Raw genomic sequence first — 22377 nt, 5'->3', positions numbered from 1 at the left:
GACTTACTTGTTCAAGACCTGCCCGTCCCGTTCGTTGTGGGCGAGGCCGGCGGGACGGCGCGCCGGCGGATTCATCCTCTCGAAGTGATGGGCCCGCAAGGTGTGCAGCAAGCCGTAGTTGATGCAGAACTCTTCGGTGTCCGCGTTCAGGAAGGCGTCGTTGGTCAGGCAGCGAGACACGATGTCGATCACGCGGGGATGGGCGCTGACCATCTTGATGTCCTGGATGAAAGCCTGCGGTTCCGGCAGCGGTTCGGAGCGCATCAGGTAACCGACAAACCATCGCCACAGCATGTTGTAGCCGAGGCCCTCGCGCACGCGTTTGGGATCCGCCAGCGAATAGACGATCTGCAGCAGCCAGGCGCGCGTGATCACCCGCGCGTCGACACCGCTGGCGCACTGCGCGGTGAGCTCGTTCATGACGTGGCCCTCGTAGGCCAGCGTGCTGTCGATGGCCTCGCGCAAGGCCACCAGCGCGTGGTCCTCGGGAGCGAACGACTTCAGGCAATCGGCTTCGACCCACAAGGGGTGCGACACGATCCACACCCACGGCACGCCATAGCGGTCCACCAGCACGGGCCTGCTCCGGGCGACCTCCACGTGCCTGGACAGTTCCTTGTCCAGCGTCTGCATCGATACGCTCCCGCCCGGGCTGGCGGAGAGATTCGGTCCGGCTTTCTTTTTCAGCATTCAAGCTCCCTGAATACGCCCTTTGCGCGTGGAAACTCCACAGGCAGCAACAAGCGTTTTCCAACCATGATCCGCGACTGCTTTTTTTCTAGACGAGTTCCGATCGGTGAATCCGCAGGAAGCGGTACTAATACCCTTCGCGCCGAAACCGTGGCGTGCGCCCATCAAAAGCCACGCGTACGACAAAAGCGCTACGAGGCCCGCTTCAACGCAATGGCCCAAGCGCACCGCGCAAGGTCAAGGCACTCGCACAATCCCGGACGAGCCGTAGTCGCGGCGCAACGGGGCCGCGATGCGTATCGCCGTGCCGGCGCGCTCCAGCATCACCGCGTCGGGCGCTATGGACTTGAGCGTGACGTCGCGCATCAAGGTCTCCCCGGCCATGAAGGGCCTGGGCGGCGCGCCATTGACCCTCAGCACGGCCACCGCGCGATCGTGCCGGCGTATGAGGCCGACCACCGCGACGTTGAGGCGAACCTGCCCCGGGGCCAGCCAGCCCGCCACCGCCCTGGCCGCGGGGTCTTGCGGGACCACCGGCGCAGCCCGCACCTGCGGCGGGGCCGGTTTGGGCGGGCGCAACGTGTAACCCCAGAAGCACGCGGCGGCAACCACCGCGGCCAGTCCCAGCACATGCGCCATGCGCGCCGGCGATAGCGAAGACGGCCATTTCCATGTTCGTGTCATTACGCAACTCCTTGAATGTTTTCATGCCGCGGACCCAGCGTGTTGAGCGCCCGCGGAGGGACACAGTATTAGCAGATGCATATTGGCGATTCATGTCAACGCCACATTTCGCGCCTATTATTTTCATGACGCGTCGCGCACGCCGCGCACGCACGGAATACCGGTCTCTTTCACATGAATACTTTCTGCCGCCATCGTGGCTTCTCGCTGATCGAGATGATGATCGTGCTGGTCATCATCGGAATCGCGACGGCCGCCATTTCCGTGAGCGTCGCGCCCGACCCGGCCGCGCCGCTGCGGCTGGACGCGCGCGAACTCGCGCAGCGTCTCACGGCCGCGCAACACGAAGTGCGCATCGACGGCCGCGTCATCGCCTGGGAGCCGCGCGGCGACGGCTACCGCTTTGTGCGGGGCACCTGGGCCACCGCGCCCGGCAGCGTGGTTCCCGTGGTGTCCACCGCGGGCGAGCTCGACAACTTCGGCCAGGACGATGCCCTGCGCCCCCGCCAATGGCACGCCACCGCGGTGGAGGTCACGCCGCCGGCGCCGCTGCTGCTGGCGTCCGAATGGATAGGCGCGCCGCTGCGCCTGCAACTGCGCAGCGGGCCCCACACCGTGATGGTCGTGCGCGATGCCACCGGCGGCTTCCAGGTGCAGTGAGCGATGCGCGCGCGGCTGTCTCCACACCGGCTCTTGCAGGCGCAGCGCCGCGCGGGCTTCACGCTCATCGAGGTGATGGTGGCGCTGGCGATCATCAGCGTGGCGCTGGCGGCGTTTGTGCGGCTGACCAGCCAGACTGCCACCAACCTGGGCCTGCTGGAGCAACGCTCGCTGGCCATGCTCTCGGCGGAGAACAGCCTGGCCGAATTGCAGATCAGCGCGCTGCCTGCCTCAGGCGTCCGCCAGGTCGAGTGCCCGCAGGCCGACCAGGCCTTCACCTGCAGGGTGCAGATAGGCCCGCCAGATCAAGGCCTGCGCCCGGTCGCCGTCGACGTCTACCTCGGCCGCGACAGCAGCCAGCGCCTGGCCGGCCTGCAGACACGTTTGCCGGAGCAGCGGCGATGAAACCGGTGCGCCCACAACGGCCGCGCCAACGGCAAGCAGGCTTTACCCTGATCGAGGTCATGATCGCCATCGTGATCATGGCGGTGCTCAGCCTGATCGCCTGGCGCGGCCTGGACAGCATGGGCCGCGCCAACACGCAGCTTCAATTGCGCACCGAAGAGACCGCGCGCCTCATGCGCGCGCTGCAGCAGATCGAGCGCGACCTGTCCTGGCGCACCACTACCGAACTCCCCTCCGCGGCGATCGAGGCGATTCCCGAAAGCCAGGAGGCGGCCACGCCCGGAACGCGGCGCGGCCCGCGCGCGGCCGTGCCGGTGCCCCTGTTGCCGGCCGGCATGGAAGTGCGGCGGCTCACCGAAACGCCCTTTCTGGTCGAGGTGGTGCGCGCCGCGCCGGCCGCACCCGGGCGCTGGCAACGCGTGCAATGGTGGATCCAGTCCGGAACGCTTTACCGCGCAGCCGGGCCGGCCGCGGACGCCTATCCCCTCCCCGCGCCTCAGGCCGCCGACCGTGTCGCGGTGCTCGAGGGCATCGCTTCATTCGAAGTGCGCGCATGGGAGCCCGAGCAAGGCTGGCGCCGGCTTCCGGCAACGGGCCAGGCAAACAATGCCGCGTCGGGGCTTGAGCTTGCGCTTGGCGTGCGCCGCAGCGCGGGCCCGGCGATGCAGTACCGCCGGGTGTTGGCGTTCGATTGAAGGTTCGGACGGTGCGGTGACGGCTTTGGTGCGAATGCCGTTGCCACTGCGCCTGGTCCACATCCATCGACGGCCATACCGTACAGGTGGAAATGCGGCTCCCTCACCAGACTGTTCGATGGAGCCGGCAAGGAGCGGAACCATTGATGGCATGCAGACGCGATGATCCGCAAACGACAAAAGCCGGACAGGTGCATCGCACCTGTCCGGCGTCCATCAAGGCCCCTTGATCCGTCGCGGCACAGGTCCGCGCAACTCACGGAGCATCAATGCCGGTTCTTATGGGCGGCCGATGTTGGCGCAGACGGAGGCATCGTTGATGGCCAGGGTGCCGGAGGTGCCCAGGAAGGCGGCGGCGATAGCCGAGTTCCATGCGGCGGGCAGCTTCACAAAGTGGTTGGCGGTGATGTAGCCGTCATATGTACCGTTGTTGAAGTTGTTCAGGAAGTCCTTGACAGCGATGCCTTGGGGGTTGGCGGTAGGAACGCCGCCGACGAGAACGTCTGCATAGCATTGGCCGACCAGCGCGTTGGTGGTGCCAAGGATCGGGTAGGCGCCGGAAGGAACTGAATAGGCGGGAATCCATTTCAGCGGATCAGCCTGGTCGGCCACTGCGGGTGGTGCGGGAAGCGCTGCCTGGATGGCGGCATCGTTAGGCTGGAAGCCGTCAATCCTGGCGACGACGCTGTTGTCGGTGCCGAGGAAGGAGAAGCTCGGGCTCAGGTAGCCCAGGCGATGGTTGACCGCGGCGGCGGCTTCCACGCCGGCGCTGCCGGTGGCGGCAACCCACACGTCAGGAAGGCCGTCGGCATTGGCGTCCTGGGCGGGCGTCAGGGTCGGCAGGGCCGTGGCGACCATGGTCTTGAAGTCATTCGAAACGGTGAACGACTTGCCGGCAGGCAGGAACGATGGGCAGGCCGCGTTCAGGAAACGGGACAGCAGTTCGGTGGTGCCGCTGCCGCCGGTGCGGTACAGCACTTCGATCGCGCTGGTGGTGCCCACGGCGCCGTCGTCAGCGGCCGTGGTGACCTGGTTCCAGGTGCGCGAAGAAGGCTGGAAGGAGTAGATGCGGCATATCTGCGCCGTGCTCAGGTTGAGCGTCGTGACGCCGGTTTCCTTGTAGGTCAGCAGGACCGGCGTGGCCACCATGGGCACCTGGACCAGCGGGCCGTAATTGGCCACGGTCGCGCCAGGGCCGTTGTATGCGGTGTTGTAGTTGTTGAGTTCCGTCGACGACAGCGCGGAATCGCTGGCTGCGGCGTGAACGGTGCCGGTGGTGCTGAACAGCGCCGAGTTGTTGGTCAGGAAGGCGCTTTTACCGGGACCGCTGCCGGTGCTGGCATAGCTCCACGATCCCAGGATGGGACCACCAGCAATGATGGCGCTGTACATCGGCTGGGGCAGCGTGGCACCGCCGAAGGTCACGGTCTGTGCCGAAGCGGCACCCACCATCATCACCATGCCGGCCGCGAGTGCGGACAGCGCCTTGAGTTTAGAGTTAACGGATTTCATCGAATTGCTCCTTAAGCAAACTAAAAAAGTTGAAAAGTTGAGAATCGGAAACGAACTGACTAACTTGCGGGCGCCGCATACACAGTTGATGTACAAGGCCCCTGTCACCCTCTGGATCGACATGCCGCCATTGCTTTGGCGACGTGTCCAGTTTGAAGAACGACAGTGACGCAGCGTTGAACAAGAACCCCCAACACGCCTGAAAATTCTCCCGAGCTTTCAACGTTTTGTTGCATGCGGGAATCGTTGATGAACACGTTTTGAAAGCACGCGCGCGATCACTGCGAAGAGGGCGCAAGCCGTTGATTTACCACTGCGATTTCGCATCGGCTGTTCTGGTTTGAAGCGCGTCGCGCGGCGGGTTCGCGGCGCTTGAGAGCAGGCCCTTGATGCCTGTTCTCCCGAACATGCGCGAAACGCTCGGGAGGACCATTTGAAGATGACGCCTAAAGTACTCGTCGCGAATTCGCCGTTCGTCGGTTCGCCGCAAAAAATAATTGAGTGCCCGTCTTCACCGGCGGCCTGGCTATGCATGCCGCCCGTTCTTCACTTCACCATCTGGTTTATTTCCATGATGGGCAGCAGCACGGCGAGCACGATCAGCATGACCACGCCGCCCATGCCGAGGATCATCATGGGCTCCAGCAGCGCCGTGAGGCGCGCGGCGCGGCGCTCCAGGTCGCGCGAGAGATTGGCGGCCGCGCGGTCCAGCATGGGTGCGAGCGCGCCGGTCTTCTCGCCGCTGGCGACCAGGTGAATCAGGTTGGGCGGAAAGACCTTCTGCACGCGCAGCGCGGAGGCGAGCGGCGCGCCTTCCCTGACACGCGCGCTGGTGTCGGCCGCGCAGGCCTTGAGGCGGTCGTTGCCCATGGTCTGGCGCGCGGCGTCGAGCGCGCGCAGCAGGGGAACACCGGCATCCATCAGGATGGAAAGCGTCGACGCGAAACGCGCGGTGTTGACGCCCAGCACGTATCTCCCCACCATGGGCACGCGCAGCAAGGCACTGTGCCAGCGAAGGCGAAAGGTGTCGTCGCGCAAGGACCAGCGCCACAGCGCAAACGCGCCCGCCAATACGATCACGGTGAAACCGCCCCATTCACGCACATAGCGGCTGGCGGCGATCATGACCTGCGTGATCATGGGCAGCTCCTGGCGCGCCTGCGAGAAGGCGCTGACGACCTGCGGCACCACATAGCCGAGCAGGAAGATCACGATGCACACCGAGACGAAGGCCACCACACCCGGGTAGATGAAGGCCGTGAGCATTTTGCTGTTGAGGTTGTCGCGGTTCTCCAGGTAGTCGGCGAGGCGCTCCATCACGCGCGCCAGATCGCCCGAGTCTTCGCCGGCACTGACCAGCGCGCGGTAGATCAGGGGGAAGTCGCGGGGGCGTTCGCCCAGCGCGTCGGCCAGGCGCATGCCGCCGCGCACGTGGTTGCAGACGGCCGTGAGCGCCTCGGCCGTGACCTTGTGTTCGGCCTGTTCGATGGTGGCCATGAGGGCCGATTCGAGCGGCAGGCGCGCGCCCAGGAGGCTGGCCAACTCGCGCGTGGCCCAGCACAAATCCGCGGCGCTGAGCCGGGGGCCCAGCCACGACGCGCCGCCCGCGCCCGCCGCCTCCTGCACATCCAGCGCCGCCAGACCGCGTTCGCGCAGCTGCAGCCGCGCGGCGCGCGGTGATTCGGCATCCAGGGTGCCGGCCTGGATTTTCCCGTTCGCGTCGGCGGCTTCAAAATGAAAGCGTGGCATCGCGCATCGCCCTATCCGTCATCGCGCGTGACGCGCAGGATTTCTTCCGGCGTGCTGATGCCCGCGGCAACCCAGCGCTGGCCGTCCTCGCGCATGGTGCGCATGCCGCGGCGCCGGGCCGCCTCGCGCAAGGCGTGTTCGTTGCCGCCGTCGTGGATGATGCGGCGCGCCTCGTCGTCGATGACAAAGAGTTCATGGATGCCGGTGCGCCCCTTGAAGCCGGACTGGTTGCAATGCGCGCAGCCCACGGCAACCCATCGCACAGTGCCGTCGGCTTGCGGCTCGCCGCGCTTGCATTCGGGGCACAGGCAGCGTATCAGCCGCTGGGCCAGAACGCCCAGCAATGACGACGACAACAAAAACGGCTCGATGCCCATGTCGGTCAGGCGCGTGACCGCGGAGACCGAATCGTTGGTGTGCAGCGAGGCGAGCACGCCGTGCCCGGTGAGCGAGGACTGGACGGCGATCTGCGCGGTTTCCAGGTCGCGTATCTCGCCGATCATGATGTTGTCCGGGTCCTGGCGCAGCGCCGCGCGCAAGGCCGCGCCGAAGGTCATGCCGATCTTGGCGTGCACCGGAATCTGGTTGACGCCGGGCAGGTCGTATTCGACGGGGTCTTCGACCGAGAGGATGTTGCTCACGCTTTTGTCGAGCTGGCCCAGCGCGGCGTACAGCGTGGTGGTTTTGCCGCTGCCGGTCGGGCCCGTCACCAGCACGATGCCGTGCGGCTGGCGGATCAGGCGCGTGAGCTCCTCCAGCGTGTCGGGCGCCAGGCCCAGGCGCTGCAGCTGCAGCCGGCCGGCGTCTTTTTCCAGCAGGCGCAGCACGGCGCGCTCGCCATGCACCGTGGGCACGGTGGAGACGCGCACGTCGATGGGGCGCCCGCCCACGCGCAGGGTAATGCGCCCGTCCTGCGGGATGCGCTTTTCGGCGATGTCCAGCTGCGACATGATCTTGATGCGCGAGATCAGCGCGGCGTGCAGCGCCTTGCGCGGCGAGACCACGTCGCGCAGCGTGCCGTCCACGCGGTAGCGCACGACCGAGTGCGTCTCGAAGGCCTCGAAATGCACGTCGCTGGCGCCGTCGCGCGCGGCCTGGGCGAGCAGCGCGTTGATCATGCGGATGACGGGCGCGTCGTCCTGCGCATCGAGCAGGTCGGTCACCGCCGGGATGTCCTGCATCAGCCGTTCGAGGTCGACCTCGGACTCGGCCGCGCCCACCACGGCGGCGGCACTGCCTGTCTCGGCATGGTTGGCGGACAGCAGCGCATCCATTTCCGCTTCCGGCACTTCGCGCCATGCATAGATCCCGGTTTGGCGCTGCGCTTCGACCAGAGCCCAGCCCGGCGTGCGGGCACTGAGTGCCAGCACCAGGGCTTCGCCTTCACCACACACCACGATGCGCTGGATGCGCGCCCAGGCATGCGGCAAGGCGGCAACTGACTGCGGCTCGGCCGGCTTCATGGCGCCACCACGATCTCCGGCTGGTAGCCCAGCTCGCGCAGCACGCCGACGGCGGTGTCCACCGAGCGGGCATCGCGCGGCAGGTCCACCCGCACCGCATAACCGATGCCGCCCGGGCCGGCCACGACGTACGCGGCCATGCCGCTGATGCGCACGCGTTTGGCGATGCGCACCGCGTCCTCTTCGCGCGCCACGTCGGCGACCTGCAGCACGCTGCGATCATTTTGGGGCGTGGCGTAGAGCACCGAGGGGTCGCCGGTCACGCCGACGTTGGAGGGCAGCTGGTTGCGTATTTCGGCTTCCTTCGGCGTGGCGCGCGCGGGCCGCTCGCGCACCTCGCCGGAGATCTGCGTCGCGGGCGCCGGCTGCTCACGCGTGCTGCTCCACTGTTCCGGCCGCAGGTCCAGCTTGGGCTTGCCGCCGGCCACGGGCACGCCGGCCGGCGGCAGGATGGGTGCATACATGTCCGGCAACAGACTGTTTTTGGCGGGCTGCCCCCGGCTTTGCTGGGTGCGCATGAAGTTGTAGCGGTCCTGGGTCAGGCCGCGGCCGGCATTGGCGTCACGGATCACATAGGGCCGCAGGAAGACCATCAGGTTGGTCTTCACGCGCTGGCGCTTGTCGGAGCGGAACAGTTGGCCCAACAGCGGAATCGACCCCAGCCCCGGCACCGAATCCGTGCTGTTGGTGACGCTGTCCTCCAGCAGGCCGCCCAGGACCATGATCTGGCCGTCGTCGAGCAGCACGCTGGTATCCAGCGCCCGCTTGTTGGTCACTATCCCCGCCGTGCCGGAGTTCTGCTCGTCGATGCTGGAGACCTCCTGGTAGATGTCGAGCTTGACCGTTCCGCCTTCGGAGATTTGCGGCCTGATCTTGAGCTGCAGGCCGATGTCCTCGCGCGTCACGGTCTGGAAGGGGTTGTCCGAGCCGCCGCCGCCCGGCGTGATGTACTGGCCGGAGACGAAGGGCACCGTCTTGCCGACGATGATGGAGGCCACTTCGTTGTCCAGCGTCAGGATGTTGGGCGTCGACAGGATGTTGGCCCCGCCTTTGGTTTGCAGGGCGCGCGCCAGCAGGTTGAGGTTGAGAATCTCGCCCACCCCGGGCAGGTTCACGCTGCCGTCGACAATGCCCAGGCTGAGCCCCTTGGGAAGCAGGTCTACGGTGTTTTTTGCGCTGTTGTTCAGGCCCGCGCCGCCGAGGTTGGTGCCGCCTATGAAGCGGCCGTTGTTGCGCATCCATTGAATGCCGAGCTGTGCGGCGTCCTCTTCCGTGACCTCCACGATCAGGCTTTCGACCAGCACCTGCGCGCGCCGCTGGTCGAGCAGGTCGATTACGCGGCGGATGCTGCGGTACATGGGCTCTGGCGCCGCGATGATGAGCGTGTTGGTGGTGGCGTCGGCCTGCACCGTCACGCCGTTGGACGAAAACGCCCCTCCTGCGCTGCCCTGCTGCGAGCCGCCCGCACCACTACCGCCGCCGAAGCGCGCGCTGCCGCCACCGCTGTTGTTCGACGTGCTTCGTGTGCCCGAGCCCGATGTGGAGGCATTGGCCCTGCCGGTGCCGCCTGCCCCGCCTGTATTGCCGTTGCCGCCGGCAGTGCCCGCGGCGCCGGCCCCGCTGCTCATGCCGCCGGCGCCGAGCGCGGCGCGGGCGCCGTCGCCGCTTCCCAACGCACTGCCGCCCGAATCGCCGGTGAGCAGGCCCCTGAGCACCCCGGACAAATAGGTCGCCTGGGCATTGCGCAGGTACACCACATGCAGGTTGCCCGGGTCTTCCTGCGTGTTGTCGAGCTTGACGATGAGGTCGCGCGCCAGTGAGGTGCGCGCCGGACTGCTGGAACGCACGATCACGCTGTTCGAGCGCGGGTCGGCCAGCACGACGATGTCGTTGCGGCTGTCCTTGCCGCCGCCCTGCAGCAACTCGTTGGCCAGGCCCGCGATGTCCATCGCCACGCCGTTGTGGACCTTGACCACCTCGGTGTCGAGCGAGGCCGGCGTGTCTATGCTTTCGACGATGCGCGCGATGCGTTCCAGGTTGTCGACATAGTCGGTGATGACCAGGGTGTTGTTGGCCGCGTAGGCGGCGATGCTGCTTTCGGGCGCGATCATCGGCTTGAGCACCGGCACCAGCGCATCGGCATTCTCGTAGGCCAGCCGGAAGGTCCGCGTGGCGATGCCGCCCCTGGACTGGGCCGCATTGACGGCGCCGCCCTGCAGCTTGGCGTCGGCGACCGGCACCACGCGGCTGACCTTGCCGACATCGACGATGGTGAAGCCGCGCATGCGCAGGGCCGACCCCAGCATGTCGTAAGCCGTCGCCGACGCGATCTCGCCGTCGGAGACCAGGGTGATCTGGCCCTTGACGCGCGGGTCCATCAGGAAATTCCGTCCCAGGAAACGGGACAGCGCCGAGATCACCGCCTGGATGTCGGCATCGACGAAGTTCAGTATCACCTTCTCCTCGGCGCCCGCCGCGGGCGCCCGCGCCGGCGTGGCGCCTGCCGCGCGCCTGGCCTGTGCCACCGGGCGGATGACGGGGCTGATTTCGACTGGCGCGGGCGGCGTCCCCTGTGTGCGGGGCGGCACGGCGGCGACGTCAGCGCCCGCGCCGGAACTCGGGACGTAATTTCCCTCCCGGAACAGCGTGTCCTCCGGCGCGGTCGCGGCGCACCCCGCCAGCGCCATGCAACACAGCAGCGCATAGCGCTTTCCCATTTGACCCGCGGTGGCTCGCATCATGATCCATTCCCTGTTTGTCGTTTCAGCGCCACCGTGGCCGTGGCCCGGACGTGGCTTTTCTGGCCGGGCGAAGCGCCGTCCTCTGAGCGTTGCAAGGTGGCCTGCTGCACCACCATCCCCAGGGACGCCGGCGCGGCCAGCAGCCAGTCCATCACCCGGGAGGCTGCGGCGGCGTCCCCGAATTCAATCTGCAAGCCGGGGCCGGCCTCGCGCAATTGGTAGGCGCCCGCCAGGCCCGCCGCATCCAGGCTGGCCCGCACGCGTTCGGCGGGTTTGCGGGACGTGTCGGCAATGGCGGAGCTTCCGGCACCGGACAACACATCCGCCAGCGCCGCGGCCTGCGAGCGCAGGCGGGGCAATTCAGTGTTCCAGTGCCGGAGCGTGGCCAGCGGCGGCTTGACCAGCACCAGCCAGACGAATGCCGCGGCCACGACGGCCAGCATGCCCAGGATCTGTTTGCGTTCGCGCGGCGGCAGTCCGCGCCAGCGGCTCTGCGCCTGTGCCAGGACGGGCCGCAGACGGGCCTGAAGGCGCTGCGCGGGGAGCGCACCCGGCCAGGCTCTCACGGCGCCGCTCCCGAAGCCGCCGCCCTCGCCGGGGGCGCCGCCTTGTCGCTCCTGATACCGGAGGCCGCTTGCATGCGCAGCCCGCCGTCCTCGAACTGCACCGCCAGGCCAAGCGCCTGGGCCTGCGCCTGCAAGGCCTTGATTTCGTCCGCGCTGAGCATCGCGCCCTCCCGCCACCGGATGTGCAGCTGGCCGTCACGGAAGTCCAAACTCTGCACCTGCCCTTGGGCGCGTGGCAGCAATCCCGCGGACGCGCGCACCAGCGCGGCGAAGTCCGCCGACTCCACGACCACGCCTCCCGTTTTGCGCGCATCGCGCAGCTGCCGCGCCTGCTGCAGCGGATTGAGGACCACCGACACCTCGGGGAAAGCGGCCTTGACCTGCGCCGCCATCTGCCGCGTCAAGGCCTGGCCCTGTGCGGCGACCCGCGAGGCGTGGAGGTTGAGGCCGAGCAAACACACGGCGGCGGTCGCCGCGGCCCAGCCTATGGCCGGTCGCAGCCAAGGGTGGTCCATGCCGTGGGCTGGGCTTTTACCCATGGGCAGCGTCCAGCTCCACCCGGTTCCTGACCAGGGTGCGGGCGCCTGGCCCAGGCCGGGATCAAACGCATCATCAAAGGGCAACCAGCGCAGCGGCAATGACTCGGGCAGGAGGGGCCGCAATCTCGCCTCGGCCTGCACAGGATTCATGGAGCCCATGGGAACCGGATGCAGGATGCCCGTAGCCACACCGGTGCGCACGAGCGCCCAACCGTCGATCAGCATCGCGCTTGCCGTGTGTTCCGGCGAGGACGCGTCCTCCGGGTTGGGCAGGAAGGCCGGCGGCGGCAACATGGCATGCGCGGGCAGGCCGTGTTGCCGCAGTTCGCGCAGGCAGGCCGACAGGGCATCGGCATTCATCCATGCCACCGCCAGCGTGCCCTTTCCGCTGCGCGGGCCGAAGCCCACCGCGAGCTTCTCTGGTGAGGCCAGCGCCATCAGCTCGACGGCGCCCAGCACCGCGGCGCGCAGGCGCCTGGCCGGCAGGGGGGGCAATTCGATCTCCGCCATCGACACATCGGCCGGGTGCGGGCAGGCCTCGATGCGCCTGGGCCGGCAACTGGCGGCGGCCAGCGAAAGGTCCTGGAAGGTCGCGCTGTGCCACACACCCTGCGGCGTGCGCCACGCGCAGCGCACGGGCGAGCTTTTGAAGTTCCGCGCGGGCGGCAGCATCAGCCGAAGAAGATCGACCCGAGCCATGTCAGGCGCCCTCCCGCAGCCACATCACCTGCGGCAAGGCTTCCTTGTCGTCGTGCACCAATGCCTGCATCAGCAGCGTGGTGCGGGTCATCTGCAACGCGCTTGAGACGCGAAACCACCGGCTGGTGATGCCGATGAGAACCTCGCTCGGCTTGAGCTCGGGCATCTGCAGCCTGTACACAAAATCGCCGCGGTTGATGAACCACTGGCCGCCGTCGCGTGCTTTGAGCACCTCGCGGGCGCGGTCCAGCGCCAGCCCCGGCACCCAGGCGGCCAGCACTTCGGCCTTCGCGGTATTGGCGTTGATCCAGGTTCGCTGCGGCAACACGGTGGCATAAGGGCGCAGGCGCGCGACGCTGCCGGCGTCTATGCCGGGAACGGCGAGCAGGTCTTCGATCACGCGCAGGCGCGGCGCCTGCTCGCGCGCCGGCAGGCTCGCCAGGCCCAGCGCCTGCGCCGCTTCCTGCGCGGCCTTGATTTCCTCCGGCGCGGTGGGCCGGGTGGACGATGGATCTGCTTCCACCACGCTGACCACTACACGACGGGCGATGCGAGCAGCCTGTTCAGCCGGCACACCCACCAGCGCGCACAGCCGCAGGAAGGCGGCGCTCTCGACCGGATCGACCTGCCCGAAGCTCACGAGGTTGCGCAGGTTGAACTTGGCCTGCTCGTCGATGATCTCGGTGAATGCGCGCGCGGGAGAACCCTCGACCTCACCGAGCACTTGCCCGCTCACGGGCTGGTTCCAGAGCCCGTCGAGGCGAATGGCGGCGCTACGCTGCGCCTGCGCGCGCAATACCAGTTGCGCGCGACTGATTTCGCCGCGCAGCAACCAGCGCGCCTGTGCCCGGGTCTGTTCCGTCTGGGCGGCGTGGATGGCCGTGGTCTGCCTTCCCAGAAGCGCCGCAGCCAGCACGACAATAACGGCGACGACCAGCAGCATGCTGACGATGGCCATGCCCTGCTGCGCGCGAAGCCGCTCCATGCGGCCCCTTCTCCGCAGGCCTGCGGACTGCTCCCTGGTTCCACCCATGACGACCGCCTACAACTGCCAGGAACCGACGTCGGCGTTGGCTTTTTCTCCGCCCGGCTCCCCATCTGCGCCCAGCGAGAACACGTCGATCTCGCCATTGGTGCCGGGGTTGAGGTATTGGTAGGCCTTGCCCCAGGGATCGTTGGGCAGGCGCTCCAGGTAGCTGCGCCAGTTCGGCGGAACCTTGCCCGCGGTGGGTTTTTCGACCAGCGCTCGCAGGCCCTGGGTTGCGCTGGGATATTCGCCGTTGTCGAGGCGGTACAGCTTGAGCGCCTGCATGATGGCGCCCACGTCCTGGCGGGCCGCCGTGGCGCGCGCCTGGTCCGGGCGCTCCATCAGGTTGGGCACGATCAGCGCCGCGAGCACGCCCATGATGACCAGCACCACCATGATTTCAATGAGCGTGAACCCCCGCGGCCGCGAGCGCAGGTACTTCTTGTCGAGGATCCCTGCGGCCATGTTTTCTCTCTCCTGGGCTGTGCTTTTGACTCCTGGAGATGATCGCAATTTACTGTGTCAACCTGATGGACAAAGCTCGGGAGGATTTACGCTTTCGGGCGCCAATACGAATGCTTTTTCATTCGTGAATCACAGTTTTCCCGGACCATTTCGGGAGAACTGCATCGATACTGAATGGCTGGCACCCGGATTGGAGATATCCAGGTCCCAGCCCATGCGCAACGCCGATATCGAAGCTTTTACGCCGGCCTGTTGAATTCCGCCAACATCTGATCCACCAACGCTCAAGGATGCGCCGCCAACCATTCGAGGACGACGTCAATCAATTCATTCACTGATTCAACCTTGATCATCCCGGGAAGATCGGCGTCTGAATTCAACGCGAAGACTCGCTTCCCCCACTTGAGGCCAAGCGCAATCTCGGACAACGTGCCGATTCCGCCGCCAATCGCCACGAGGCAGAGACTTGACCGGGCGATAAGGGCATTGCGCATTTCGCCCATACCCGTGGCGATGGCCACCGTCAGATACGGATTTGCCGCCCTGATGTCATCCTCTGGAAGGAGGCCAACTACCACGCCGCCGGCAGCCCGGGCTCCCGCGGATGCAGCTTCCATCACGCCTCCGCGGCCGCCACAAATGATGTGCAGTCCCGCCCGTGCGAACGCCTGCGCGGCAGCATAGGCGGCCTCGCAGTCTTCAATGCCGCCCTCGCCAGGCCCTATCATTCCTATCGGCTGCGTGAAGCGCCTCGTCCCCGCCTGTCTGGACAATAGGGTCGAAATATCAACTTCACGCGCCACGGCTTGAACTCCTGCGATGGAAGCGGGCTGCAAGGTCACCACCCGCCAGGACGAGCATACAAATCCCCATAAGAATCAGCGACATCGCCGCGGCCGCGGGGAAATCTGCTGCGCCATCACTGACCCTGGCGAAGAGCAGCAGCGGCAGGATATTCAACTGCGTCCCTACCAAGGCCAGCGCCGTTCCGTAGGTTCCCATTGCCAATGCGGAGACAGTCGTCGCCGCGGTGATGACGGACGGGAGAACTTCGGGGACTACTGTGTCCCAGAAGGCTCTCAGCCTGGACGCTCCCAAGGTTCGCGCCGCCTGCATGGGCCGCTCATCCAGATTGCTGAATACCGGGTACAGCGACAACGCCACCCTGGGCACCAGGTAGTAGGCATAAGCGAAACCCAGGCCCCACACGCTGTAAAGCCAGCTTCCCACCCGCGCCGCGTCCGCGCCCAACCCCGCGGCCAATTGCGTGACGAGGCCGGCACGCCCAAAGGCCAGGATGAACCCGAAAGCGATCACCAGACCGGAAAACGCGAGCGGCAGACCCAGCAGGGTCATCATCACTCGCCGGCGTGACTCAGGCTGGCGCGACAGCTCGATGGCGATCGCCACGCCCACGAGCGTCGACAGAGCGCCTGAGATCAAGCCAAGCAACAGGGTGTTCCTGATGGCCGTCCCGAAAAGACCGTCTCCTACAACGCGCTCAAACGAAGCAGGCTCAGAGAGCGCTTCCACAAACAACGCGCCCAGTGGAAGTCCCAGAAATGCGGCGAGGAATAACCAGGCCGGCCAGGACCCGAATTGCCGGATCGAGCGTCTTTCCGAAATGGTCATGCTTTACTTCGCCAAGGTTGCCTGGGCCCAGAGTTTGTCGACGTCCGCTTTGCGCTCGGACGCCTTGATCACGTCGAGCGGCTTGAGCTGCGGCGCCGGCGGCATTTTGGCGGCCACATCCGCGGCGAGCTTGATGCCGGGAACGGACGGGCGAACGAAGCCCTGAGCAAACAGGCCCTGGCCCATTTCGCTCATGATGAAGTTCAACCAGAGCTTGGCGCCGTTAGGGTTGGGGCCATTCTTGACCAGGCTTATGGCGTAGGGTGCGGAGACGCTCGCCTCCTTGGGTATCACCACCTCCATCGCATCACCCATGCCATCGACGTGCTTGGCCTTGAGGCCGTCGTTCTCATAGCTGATCCAGACCGGAATCTCGCCTTTGAGGAATTTGGCATAAGGGGTCGTGCCTTCCACGCGCATGACGTTTCCGGCGGCGTGCAGCGCCCCGAAATAGTCGGTGCCAGGCTTGACGTTGTCGACGGAACCGCCATTGGCGTACGCGGCTGCAAACACGATGACCTGACCCACACCCGTCGAGCGCGGGTCCAGGTAGACGACCGAACTCTTGAACTCCGGCTGCATCAGGTCAGCCCAGCTCGTGGGTACGTTCTTCACCAGTTTCTTGTTGACCAGGAAGGCGACGTTGAGCGTATGGATGGTGAACCATTTGCCGGTAGCCTCGCGGAACACCGGTGGCAGCTTCTCAAAGTTGACTGGCTGGAAAGGGGCGACCACGTCCTTCTTCACGGCGTCGACTGCCGAGGCGGCGAAGTAGTAGGCCGTATCCGCCTGGGGCCGTCGCCTGGACTTTTCCAAAGCCACAACGGTGGCGGCTGAGCCCAAGTCGTTGTACGTGAGCTCGACCTCGGGATAGCGCTTCTTGAACTCCCGGAACAGGGCTTTCCAGTTTGCCCACTCCGGTCCGGTATCAAAGGAGACGACCAGGCCTTCCTTCTCGGCGGCGGCGTAGAGCGCCTTCTCGCCCGCATAGAGTTCCGGCCCGTCGAAGGCGAATGCGGGAAGGCAAGAGAGGCTCGCAAGGGGAGTCAGGCCTGCGAATTGGATGAGTGTTCTGCGTTTCATGGAAATCTCCGGTTTGGATGGTCAGGAATCAAGAAGGCGGATGTGATCGGGCGAAATGGCGATACTTTCGCGGGCCTCGCGCAGGCCTTCGGCAAGAATCGGTTCGGCTTTGTCGGGGACGCTGAAGTCGTAGCGCACCACGGGCCCGAGATAGCGGCGGGCAGCCAGGTGGCCCGCCACGCGGTTGATCGCGCTTGTCTCAGGGTCGGCTTGAATGTGCTCCGGGCGGATCAGGGCCTGCACCGTGGCGCCAATTAACCTGTTTCCGGTAGGCGCGTGAAGGATGGTCCAGCCCAGGTCGATCTCGTCCTGGCCCCGCACCTTGGCCTCCAGGATGTTCGACAGGCCAATGAACTCGGCCACTGCACGATTGGCCGGCTCGGCGTAGATCGTTTCCGGGGATCCCACCTGCAGCAGGACGCCGTCTTTCATCACCGCCACCCGGTCGGCCATGGTGAGCGCCTCTTCCTGGTCGTGCGTCACCAGCAGGGTCGTGGCCCCGAATCTTCGCTGCAGCGAGCGAATCTGGTCGCGAAGGTGCGCGCGAATGCCCGCATCGAGCGCAGAAAGCGGTTCATCCAGCAACAAGGCCTTGGGGCCGATCGCCAGGGCGCGGGCCAGAGCAACCCGTTGCTGTTGCCCGCCCGATAGTTGGTCCACAGATTTGGCGGCAGCGTCGCCCATCCCCACGAGCTCGAGCAATTCCTTCGCCTTCCGCGCCCGCTCGGCCGCCGGCACGCCACGCAACTTCAACCCGTACCCGACATTGCCGGCGACATCCAGATGGGGAAACAGCGCATAGCTTTGAAAAACCACGCCGATGTCCCGTTTGTGGACTGGTTTGGAGGAGATGTCCTCCCCATGCAGCAGGATCGTGCCCGAATAGCCGCTGGCCAGGCCCGACACCAGCTTGAGCAAGGTGGACTTGCCGGAGCCGCTGGGCCCCACCACGGCCAGCAGTTCACCGGTCTGCACTTCCAGCGTGAAATCCGTCAAGCCGTGAGACGTTCCCGGATACCGATAACCGACCTGATCGAGTTTGAGGCTCATATTCTCTTGATGACGGACGAGGAGATAACGGCCGAAGCGCTGGCCAGCAGCAACAGAATCACGGTGGCTGCACAGGCAAAGCCCGTGGCGCCGTAGAAAGCCTGGAGCAGGACGACCGGATACGTGCGGTTCTGGAAACTGGTGAGCAGGTTGGACAGGCCGAACTCACCCACGGAGATTGCGGCGACCATGACCAGTCCACTCAGCAGGCTATGCCGCAGATTGGGAATCGCCACGCCCCAGAATCTCTGCCAGCTGGAAGCCCCCAGGGTGGCAGCCGCGGCCTCCAGCTTCTCGATGCCAAGGTGGCGGAGGTCGGCGAGCAGTGTCGCGGTGAGATAAGGCAATGTCTGTACAGCATGCGCCGCAATCAGCAGCGGTAGTGTTCCCAGCCACGGAAGCGTATCCGTGTTGAACACGATGACATAGCCGAATCCGAGTGTGATGGTGGGAACCGCGATCGGGAGCGCGCTCACAAGGCGACCTGCGAAGGCGCCACGCTGTCCTGCGCGGTGATGCAGTGAATACGCCAGGGGGACGGCGATGACGGTGTTGATGCCGCAAGCGCAAAGTGCCACAACGAGGCTGGTGGCAAAGGCTTTCCCGAAGGATGGATCGAACCAGAGATCCATGTACCACCGGGTGGTGACACCGGTCGGCAAGAGTGTGTTGGACCAGGACGCGCCAAAGCTCCCCACAAGCAGCAGCAGGATCGGAAGCGCCAGATAGACGCCATAGATCAGTGAAAGGAAGCGGACCATCTTGAGAGATTTCTAAATTGTTTCCTTGCAGTCCACCTTCACCAATCACCAAGACTGCACAGTCGCAAATTTTGTCTATGATGAAGCCTGAGCACCAGTGAAAAATTCAACGACAACAGTTGAGCACTTGGAAACGATTTGTCATACTGCTTTCATGAAGAGAAGCTGCCCCACCATTCAGGAATTGCTGGCGTTCGATTCTGTCGCGCGTCATGAAAGCCTCACTCGGGCGGCGTCCAGCCTCTGTGTGTCAGTCAGCGCGATCAGCAAACAGCTCACAGGGCTTGAAGCCTTCATCGGCCTGGAACTGCTGCAAAAGTCCGGGCGCGGCGTGAGGCTTACATCAGCGGGACGGGACTACTGGTCCAAGATTTCCCCAAGTCTCAGGTCTATAGAAACGGCGACGTTTGAAGCCCGCTCCGGCGGACCGAGTTCAGGCGTCTTGCGGCTGGCCAGCGCACCTACCTTCTTGAGCAAGTGGTTGATCCCGCGGCTTGCTGACTTCAGGAAGATCCATCCTGGGGTCGAGTTCAGCTTCCGGCAACACCTTGAACCGAATGATCCGCAGCCTTTGGACATCGATGCGTCCATCCGGTACGGCAAGGGCGAGTGGGGAGCCGTCAAGTCCGAGTACATCTCCGGCCGGGAATTCGTGTGCATCGCAGCCCCCTCGGTCGCCAGACAGGGGCGCAGGGAGCGGCCTGCGCGTGAGCTTCTGGACCAGACCCTTTTGCACCACGAGCAAGCGGTCTCCGCATGGCCTCGATGGGCGGCTCATCACGGCATTGACGAAGTCCTGGCGATGTCCGGCCCCACTTTTGCCCAATACTCGGCAGTGATTCAAGCCGTGGTCAGTGGTCTGGGCGTCGGCCTCGTTCCCAGGACGCTGGTTGAGGAGGAGATCGCATCAGGAACTGCCTGCGTGGTGGGAAAGCCCATCGAGCTCGATCAGGGTCACTATCTATGCTTTGCACCAGACAGGCTTGATCGCCCTGTTTTTGCGGCGTTCAGGGCCTGGATTCTGGAATGCGGAGAACACGAGGCAGCAGCGTCAGCCTCCAAAGGCTCACCGGCTTGGGCCGGGCGCTGATGTTCAGGGGTGACCCTGTCCGCCGAATCGCACCGCAGACGGCCTGGCTTGCCGGCGTCGAGGATGACCTTGCCGTGGCGAGTTGGCGTCTACATCACCGTCCGGCCCGAAAGCTTGCCATGTATCCGCGCAAGGCGTGATACCGGCGTTTTTCGTCGGTCATTTTTTTTGGCTATAACAGCAGTAACTTCTCTTCCCAATCCAGCATGGCCAGACCTTCAATACACGTGCTCTTCGTCTCGTGCGCCAATCGCGCCCGCAGCATCCTGGCCGAGGCCTGCCTCAACCAGCTCGGGAAAGGCCGGTTTCACGCTTTTTCGTGCGGCATGCCGGGCCACACCGGCGGACCCATACCGGAGCCGGTATTGGAGGTGCTGGAAACCGCATCGGTTGCGACCGCAGGCCTGCACAGCAAATCCTGGAATGAGTTCACGCGCATGGGCACGCCCAGGATGGACTTTGTGATCTCGCTGGACGAGGCCACCGCCAGGCAGCACCCCAGCTGGCCCGGCCAACCTGATACCGCATTGTGGGGAAGCCCCGCGATCCTGCTGCCCGGCATCGACAGCTCGGAACTGAAAACCATGTCGCTGCAAACCCTCTACTCGCTGCGCCGGCGCCTGGAGCTCCTGGTCGCGCTTCCCATGCATGGATCTGACCGTGCCGCGCTGCGCAGCGACATCCGCGACATGGCACACATGGCGTGAACGCAACTGTTTCATGCATGACATCACTCCGTCATAGAAGGCGGCTAAGGTTTTTTGTTGGCGCGGCTCTCTCGCGCCAGTCTCCGACTGGTGAAAACCCGTTTTTAAATACTGGCTCCGTGCCGGTATTTTTTTGCGCGCACTGTGACCGTCATTCGACGGTCATAGACTTTGCCAAGTTGCGGGGGGAGAGGTTTGTGTGGCCGAATCACTTCGCTACGCGAAGTAAGTGTCCACCAAACCCCGCAGTGCGCTAGCGCGCACCTGTGACCGTCATTCGACGGTCACAGACTTTGCCAAGTTGCGGGGTTTGTCCACATCCGTCCCCCGCGCCACAGCCGTGTGATACGCCAGCAGCTGCAGCGGCACGACGTGCAGCAGCGGGCTGAGGGCGCCGTAGTGTTCGGGCATGCGGATGACGTGCAGGCCTTCGCTGCTTTCGATGTGGCTGTCGGCGTCTGCCAGCACGTAGAGGACGCCGCCGCGGGCGCGGACTTCCTGCATATTGCTTTTGAGTTTTTCGAGCAGGGCGTCGTTGGGCGCGACGCAGACGACGGGCATGGCGCTGGTGACCAGGGCCAGGGGGCCGTGTTTGAGTTCACCTGCGGGGTAGGCCTCTGCGTGGATGTAGCTGATTTCCTTGAGCTTGAGCGCGCCTTCGAGGGCGATGGGGTAGTGCAGGCCGCGGCCCAGGAAGAGCGCGTTTTCCATCTTGGCGAAGTCTTCGGCCCAGCTGATGACTTGCGGCTCGAGCGCGAGCACAGCTTGCAGGGCGGCGGGCAGGTGGCGCATGGCTTTGAGGTGGCCGGCTTCTTCTTCCTCTGTGAGTTTGCCTTTGCTTTGGGCCAGGGCCAGCGTGAGCAGGAAGAGGCCGGCGAGCTGGGTGGTGAAGGCTTTGGTGGATGCCACGCCGATCTCGACGCCGGCGCGGGTGATGTAGGCGAGCTTGCATTCGCGCACCATGGCCGAGGTGGAGACGTTGCAAATGGTCAAAGTCTGCGTCATGCCCAGGCTTTGCGCGTGGCGCAGCGCGGCCAGGGTGTCTGCCGTTTCACCGCTTTGCGTGATGGTGACGATCAGCGTCTTCGGGTTGGGCACGGAAGTGCGGTAGCGGTATTCGCTGGCCACCTCGACCTGCGTGGGGATGCCGGCAATCGATTCGAGCCAGTACTTGGCGGCGCAGCCGCTGTAGTAGCTGGTGCCGCAGGCGAGGATGAGGACGGAGTCGATGTCCTTGAAGACGCGGAAGGCTTGGTCGCCGAAGAGCTCGGGGACGATGCCTTCGACGCCTTCGAGCGTGTCGGCGATGGCGCGCGGCTGCTCGAAGATTTCTTTTTGCATGTAGTGGCGGTAGGGGCCGAGTTCGGCGGCGCCGCTGTGGGCCTGCACGGTCTTGACCTCGCGCTGGACGGGCTTGCCATCCTTGCCGGCGATCCAGTACTTGCCGAGCTGGATGTCGACCATGTCGCCTTCTTCGAGGTAGACGATCTGGTCGGTGACGCCGGCCAGGGCCATGGCGTCGCTGGCGAGGAAGTTCTCATCATTGCCTTTGCCGACGCCGAGGATGAGCGGCGAGCCGGCGCGCGCGCCGACGACGCGGTGGGGTTCGTCCTTGCAGAAGGCGGCGATGGCGTAGGCGCCGTGCAGTTGCGCGACGGTGGCCTTGAGGGCTTCGAACAAATCGCCGTCATACAGGCTGTCCATCAGGTGCACGATGACTTCGGTGTCGGTCTGGCTTTCGAAGACATAACCCTTGGCCTTGAGGCCGGCGCGCAGCTCTTCGTAGTTTTCGATGATGCCGTTGTGCACCAGCGCGACCTTGCCCGGCCTGGCTTGCGATGCGGCGCCGCTGCCGTGGCTGAAGTGCGGGTGCGCGTTGTGCACCACGGGCGCGCCGTGGGTAGCCCAGCGCGTGTGGGCGATGCCGGTGGCGCCTTCGAGCTTGTCGTTGGCGACCTGTTCCTGCAGCTCGGCCACGCGGGAGGTGCTGCGCGCGCGCTTGAGGCCGCCGGCGTAGACGGCGACGCCGCAGGAGTCATAACCGCGGTATTCGAGGCGCTGCAAGCCCTGCACCAGGATGGGAACGATATTTCGTGTCGAAACGGAAGCAACGATGCCGCACATGGAGGTCTCCTGAAAAAGAATGGCTTGATGCTACG

At 65.3% G+C, this 22377-nt stretch carries 22 protein-coding genes; 5 read left to right on the top strand and 17 right to left on the bottom strand.

All coding sequences use genetic code 11. From position 1 onward, the window contains the following. Positions 1-3: 3 nt before the first annotated feature. The gene (locus ACLV8F_RS02665) at positions 4-690 is read right to left on the bottom strand and encodes a transposase (protein WP_411882696.1); all 687 of its coding nucleotides are present in this window, start codon (positions 688-690) and stop codon (positions 4-6) included. A 237-nt stretch (positions 691-927) separates the two neighbouring features. After that, a complete protein-coding gene (locus ACLV8F_RS02660) occupies positions 928-1374 on the bottom strand; it encodes a type II secretion system protein N (RefSeq protein WP_411882695.1) in 447 nt (148 codons plus the stop codon). 174 nt (positions 1375-1548) lie between these two features. Between ACLV8F_RS02660 and ACLV8F_RS02655 the strand changes: the two genes are divergently transcribed. The 3 genes from ACLV8F_RS02655 to ACLV8F_RS02645 are packed head-to-tail and all read left to right on the top strand — an operon-like array spanning position 1549 to position 3134. Further along, positions 1549-2034, top strand: coding sequence for a prepilin-type N-terminal cleavage/methylation domain-containing protein (locus ACLV8F_RS02655; protein WP_411882694.1), 486 nt, complete (start codon positions 1549-1551; stop codon positions 2032-2034). A 3-nt stretch (positions 2035-2037) separates the two neighbouring features. Further along, on the top strand, positions 2038-2439 hold the full coding sequence (gene gspI / locus ACLV8F_RS02650; RefSeq protein ID WP_411882693.1) for a type II secretion system minor pseudopilin GspI: 402 nt from the start codon (positions 2038-2040) through the stop codon (positions 2437-2439). Beyond that, entirely contained in the window at positions 2436-3134 is a 699-nt protein-coding gene (locus ACLV8F_RS02645; protein WP_411882692.1) for a prepilin-type N-terminal cleavage/methylation domain-containing protein, read from the top strand. The genes gspI and ACLV8F_RS02645 overlap by 4 nt, the downstream gene beginning before the upstream one ends. 279 nt (positions 3135-3413) lie before the next feature. On the opposite strand, the gene ACLV8F_RS02640 is transcribed toward ACLV8F_RS02645, so the two are convergent. From ACLV8F_RS02640 to ACLV8F_RS02575, 14 genes are all read right to left on the bottom strand, one after another. Further along, a complete protein-coding gene (locus ACLV8F_RS02640) occupies positions 3414-4646 on the bottom strand; it encodes a substrate-binding domain-containing protein (protein WP_411882691.1) in 1233 nt (410 codons plus the stop codon). A gap of 219 nt (positions 4647-4865) precedes the next feature. After that, entirely contained in the window at positions 4866-5180 is a 315-nt protein-coding gene (locus ACLV8F_RS02635; RefSeq protein ID WP_411882690.1) for a hypothetical protein, read from the bottom strand. 12 nt (positions 5181-5192) lie between these two features. Next, complete coding sequence (gene gspF / locus ACLV8F_RS02630) at positions 5193-6395, bottom strand: type II secretion system inner membrane protein GspF (protein WP_411882689.1); 1203 nt, start codon at positions 6393-6395, stop codon at positions 5193-5195. 11 nt (positions 6396-6406) lie between these two features. After that, entirely contained in the window at positions 6407-7858 is a 1452-nt protein-coding gene (gene gspE / locus ACLV8F_RS02625) for a type II secretion system ATPase GspE (RefSeq protein WP_411882688.1), read from the bottom strand. After that, positions 7855-10599 (bottom strand): type II secretion system secretin GspD, encoded by a 2745-nt coding sequence (gene gspD, locus ACLV8F_RS02620; protein ID WP_411882687.1) that lies wholly within the window; start codon positions 10597-10599, stop codon positions 7855-7857. The genes gspE and gspD overlap by 4 nt, the downstream gene beginning before the upstream one ends. Beyond that, positions 10596-11165, bottom strand: a complete 570-nt coding sequence (gene gspM, locus ACLV8F_RS02615) for a type II secretion system protein GspM (RefSeq protein WP_411882686.1) — start codon at positions 11163-11165, stop codon at positions 10596-10598. Before gspM ends, gspD begins: the two co-directional genes overlap by 4 nt. After that, complete coding sequence (gene gspL, locus ACLV8F_RS02610; RefSeq protein ID WP_411882685.1) at positions 11162-12403, bottom strand: type II secretion system protein GspL; 1242 nt, start codon at positions 12401-12403, stop codon at positions 11162-11164. Before gspL ends, gspM begins: the two co-directional genes overlap by 4 nt. A 1-nt stretch (position 12404) precedes the next feature. After that, positions 12405-13388, bottom strand: coding sequence for a type II secretion system minor pseudopilin GspK (gene gspK, locus ACLV8F_RS02605; RefSeq protein WP_411882684.1), 984 nt, complete (start codon positions 13386-13388; stop codon positions 12405-12407). 57 nt (positions 13389-13445) lie between these two features. Beyond that, positions 13446-13895 (bottom strand): type II secretion system major pseudopilin GspG, encoded by a 450-nt coding sequence (gene gspG, locus ACLV8F_RS02600; RefSeq protein WP_411882683.1) that lies wholly within the window; start codon positions 13893-13895, stop codon positions 13446-13448. 284 nt (positions 13896-14179) lie between these two features. Continuing rightward, positions 14180-14698 carry a TIGR00725 family protein gene (locus tag ACLV8F_RS02595; protein ID WP_411882682.1) on the bottom strand — a complete coding sequence of 173 codons (519 nt, stop codon included), beginning with the start codon at positions 14696-14698 and terminating at the stop codon, positions 14180-14182. Continuing rightward, positions 14688-15527, bottom strand: a complete 840-nt coding sequence (locus ACLV8F_RS02590) for an ABC transporter permease (protein WP_411882681.1) — start codon at positions 15525-15527, stop codon at positions 14688-14690. The genes ACLV8F_RS02595 and ACLV8F_RS02590 overlap by 11 nt, the downstream gene beginning before the upstream one ends. A 3-nt stretch (positions 15528-15530) precedes the next feature. After that, entirely contained in the window at positions 15531-16610 is a 1080-nt protein-coding gene (locus ACLV8F_RS02585) for an extracellular solute-binding protein (RefSeq protein ID WP_411882680.1), read from the bottom strand. Between the two features lie 21 nt (positions 16611-16631). Next, positions 16632-17660 carry an ABC transporter ATP-binding protein gene (locus tag ACLV8F_RS02580; protein ID WP_411882679.1) on the bottom strand — a complete coding sequence of 343 codons (1029 nt, stop codon included), beginning with the start codon at positions 17658-17660 and terminating at the stop codon, positions 16632-16634. Then, on the bottom strand, positions 17657-18421 hold the full coding sequence (locus ACLV8F_RS02575; protein ID WP_411882678.1) for an ABC transporter permease: 765 nt from the start codon (positions 18419-18421) through the stop codon (positions 17657-17659). Before ACLV8F_RS02575 ends, ACLV8F_RS02580 begins: the two co-directional genes overlap by 4 nt. Before the next feature lie 97 nt (positions 18422-18518). Between ACLV8F_RS02575 and ACLV8F_RS02570 the strand changes: the two genes are divergently transcribed. Beyond that, on the top strand, positions 18519-19511 hold the full coding sequence (locus ACLV8F_RS02570; protein WP_411882677.1) for a LysR substrate-binding domain-containing protein: 993 nt from the start codon (positions 18519-18521) through the stop codon (positions 19509-19511). Between the two features lie 206 nt (positions 19512-19717). Beyond that, positions 19718-20218 (top strand): protein tyrosine phosphatase, encoded by a 501-nt coding sequence (locus tag ACLV8F_RS02565; protein WP_411882676.1) that lies wholly within the window; start codon positions 19718-19720, stop codon positions 20216-20218. Positions 20219-20491: 273 nt separating this feature from the next. On the opposite strand, the gene glmS is transcribed toward ACLV8F_RS02565, so the two are convergent. Then, the gene (gene glmS / locus ACLV8F_RS02560) at positions 20492-22342 is read right to left on the bottom strand and encodes a glutamine--fructose-6-phosphate transaminase (isomerizing) (protein ID WP_411882675.1); all 1851 of its coding nucleotides are present in this window, start codon (positions 22340-22342) and stop codon (positions 20492-20494) included. Positions 22343-22377: the final 35 nt, after the last annotated feature.

Source organism: Polaromonas sp. YR568, from assembly GCF_943369675.1.
In the GTDB taxonomy this organism is placed as follows: domain Bacteria; phylum Pseudomonadota; class Gammaproteobacteria; order Burkholderiales; family Burkholderiaceae_C; genus Polaromonas.
Note: the sequence above shows the minus strand (reverse complement) of the source record. Positions and strands in the feature narration are given on the sequence as shown.

Excerpts from the sequence above, each read along its gene's own strand:
- gspF (WP_411882689.1), bottom strand. The coding sequence starts at position 6,395 with ATGCCACGCTTTCATTTTGAAGCCGCCGACGCGAACGGGAAAATCCAG.
- ACLV8F_RS02635 (WP_411882690.1), bottom strand. The coding sequence starts at position 5,180 with ATGCATAGCCAGGCCGCCGGTGAAGACGGGCACTCAATTATTTTTTGC.
- ACLV8F_RS02665 (WP_411882696.1), bottom strand. The coding sequence starts at position 690 with ATGCTGAAAAAGAAAGCCGGACCGAATCTCTCCGCCAGCCCGGGCGGG.
- glmS (WP_411882675.1), bottom strand. The coding sequence starts at position 22,342 with ATGTGCGGCATCGTTGCTTCCGTTTCGACACGAAATATCGTTCCCATC.
- gspG (WP_411882683.1), bottom strand. The coding sequence starts at position 13,895 with ATGGCCGCAGGGATCCTCGACAAGAAGTACCTGCGCTCGCGGCCGCGG.
- gspD (WP_411882687.1), bottom strand. The coding sequence starts at position 10,599 with ATGATGCGAGCCACCGCGGGTCAAATGGGAAAGCGCTATGCGCTGCTG.
- gspI (WP_411882693.1), top strand. The coding sequence starts at position 2,038 with ATGCGCGCGCGGCTGTCTCCACACCGGCTCTTGCAGGCGCAGCGCCGC.
- ACLV8F_RS02640 (WP_411882691.1), bottom strand. The coding sequence starts at position 4,646 with ATGAAATCCGTTAACTCTAAACTCAAGGCGCTGTCCGCACTCGCGGCC.
- gspE (WP_411882688.1), bottom strand. The coding sequence starts at position 7,858 with ATGAAGCCGGCCGAGCCGCAGTCAGTTGCCGCCTTGCCGCATGCCTGG.
- gspK (WP_411882684.1), bottom strand. The coding sequence starts at position 13,388 with ATGGAGCGGCTTCGCGCGCAGCAGGGCATGGCCATCGTCAGCATGCTG.
- ACLV8F_RS02645 (WP_411882692.1), top strand. The coding sequence starts at position 2,436 with ATGAAACCGGTGCGCCCACAACGGCCGCGCCAACGGCAAGCAGGCTTT.
- ACLV8F_RS02580 (WP_411882679.1), bottom strand. The coding sequence starts at position 17,660 with ATGAGCCTCAAACTCGATCAGGTCGGTTATCGGTATCCGGGAACGTCT.
- ACLV8F_RS02655 (WP_411882694.1), top strand. The coding sequence starts at position 1,549 with ATGAATACTTTCTGCCGCCATCGTGGCTTCTCGCTGATCGAGATGATG.
- ACLV8F_RS02585 (WP_411882680.1), bottom strand. The coding sequence starts at position 16,610 with ATGAAACGCAGAACACTCATCCAATTCGCAGGCCTGACTCCCCTTGCG.
- ACLV8F_RS02565 (WP_411882676.1), top strand. The coding sequence starts at position 19,718 with ATGGCCAGACCTTCAATACACGTGCTCTTCGTCTCGTGCGCCAATCGC.
- ACLV8F_RS02590 (WP_411882681.1), bottom strand. The coding sequence starts at position 15,527 with ATGACCATTTCGGAAAGACGCTCGATCCGGCAATTCGGGTCCTGGCCG.
- gspL (WP_411882685.1), bottom strand. The coding sequence starts at position 12,403 with ATGGCTCGGGTCGATCTTCTTCGGCTGATGCTGCCGCCCGCGCGGAAC.
- ACLV8F_RS02575 (WP_411882678.1), bottom strand. The coding sequence starts at position 18,421 with ATGGTCCGCTTCCTTTCACTGATCTATGGCGTCTATCTGGCGCTTCCG.
- ACLV8F_RS02660 (WP_411882695.1), bottom strand. The coding sequence starts at position 1,374 with ATGACACGAACATGGAAATGGCCGTCTTCGCTATCGCCGGCGCGCATG.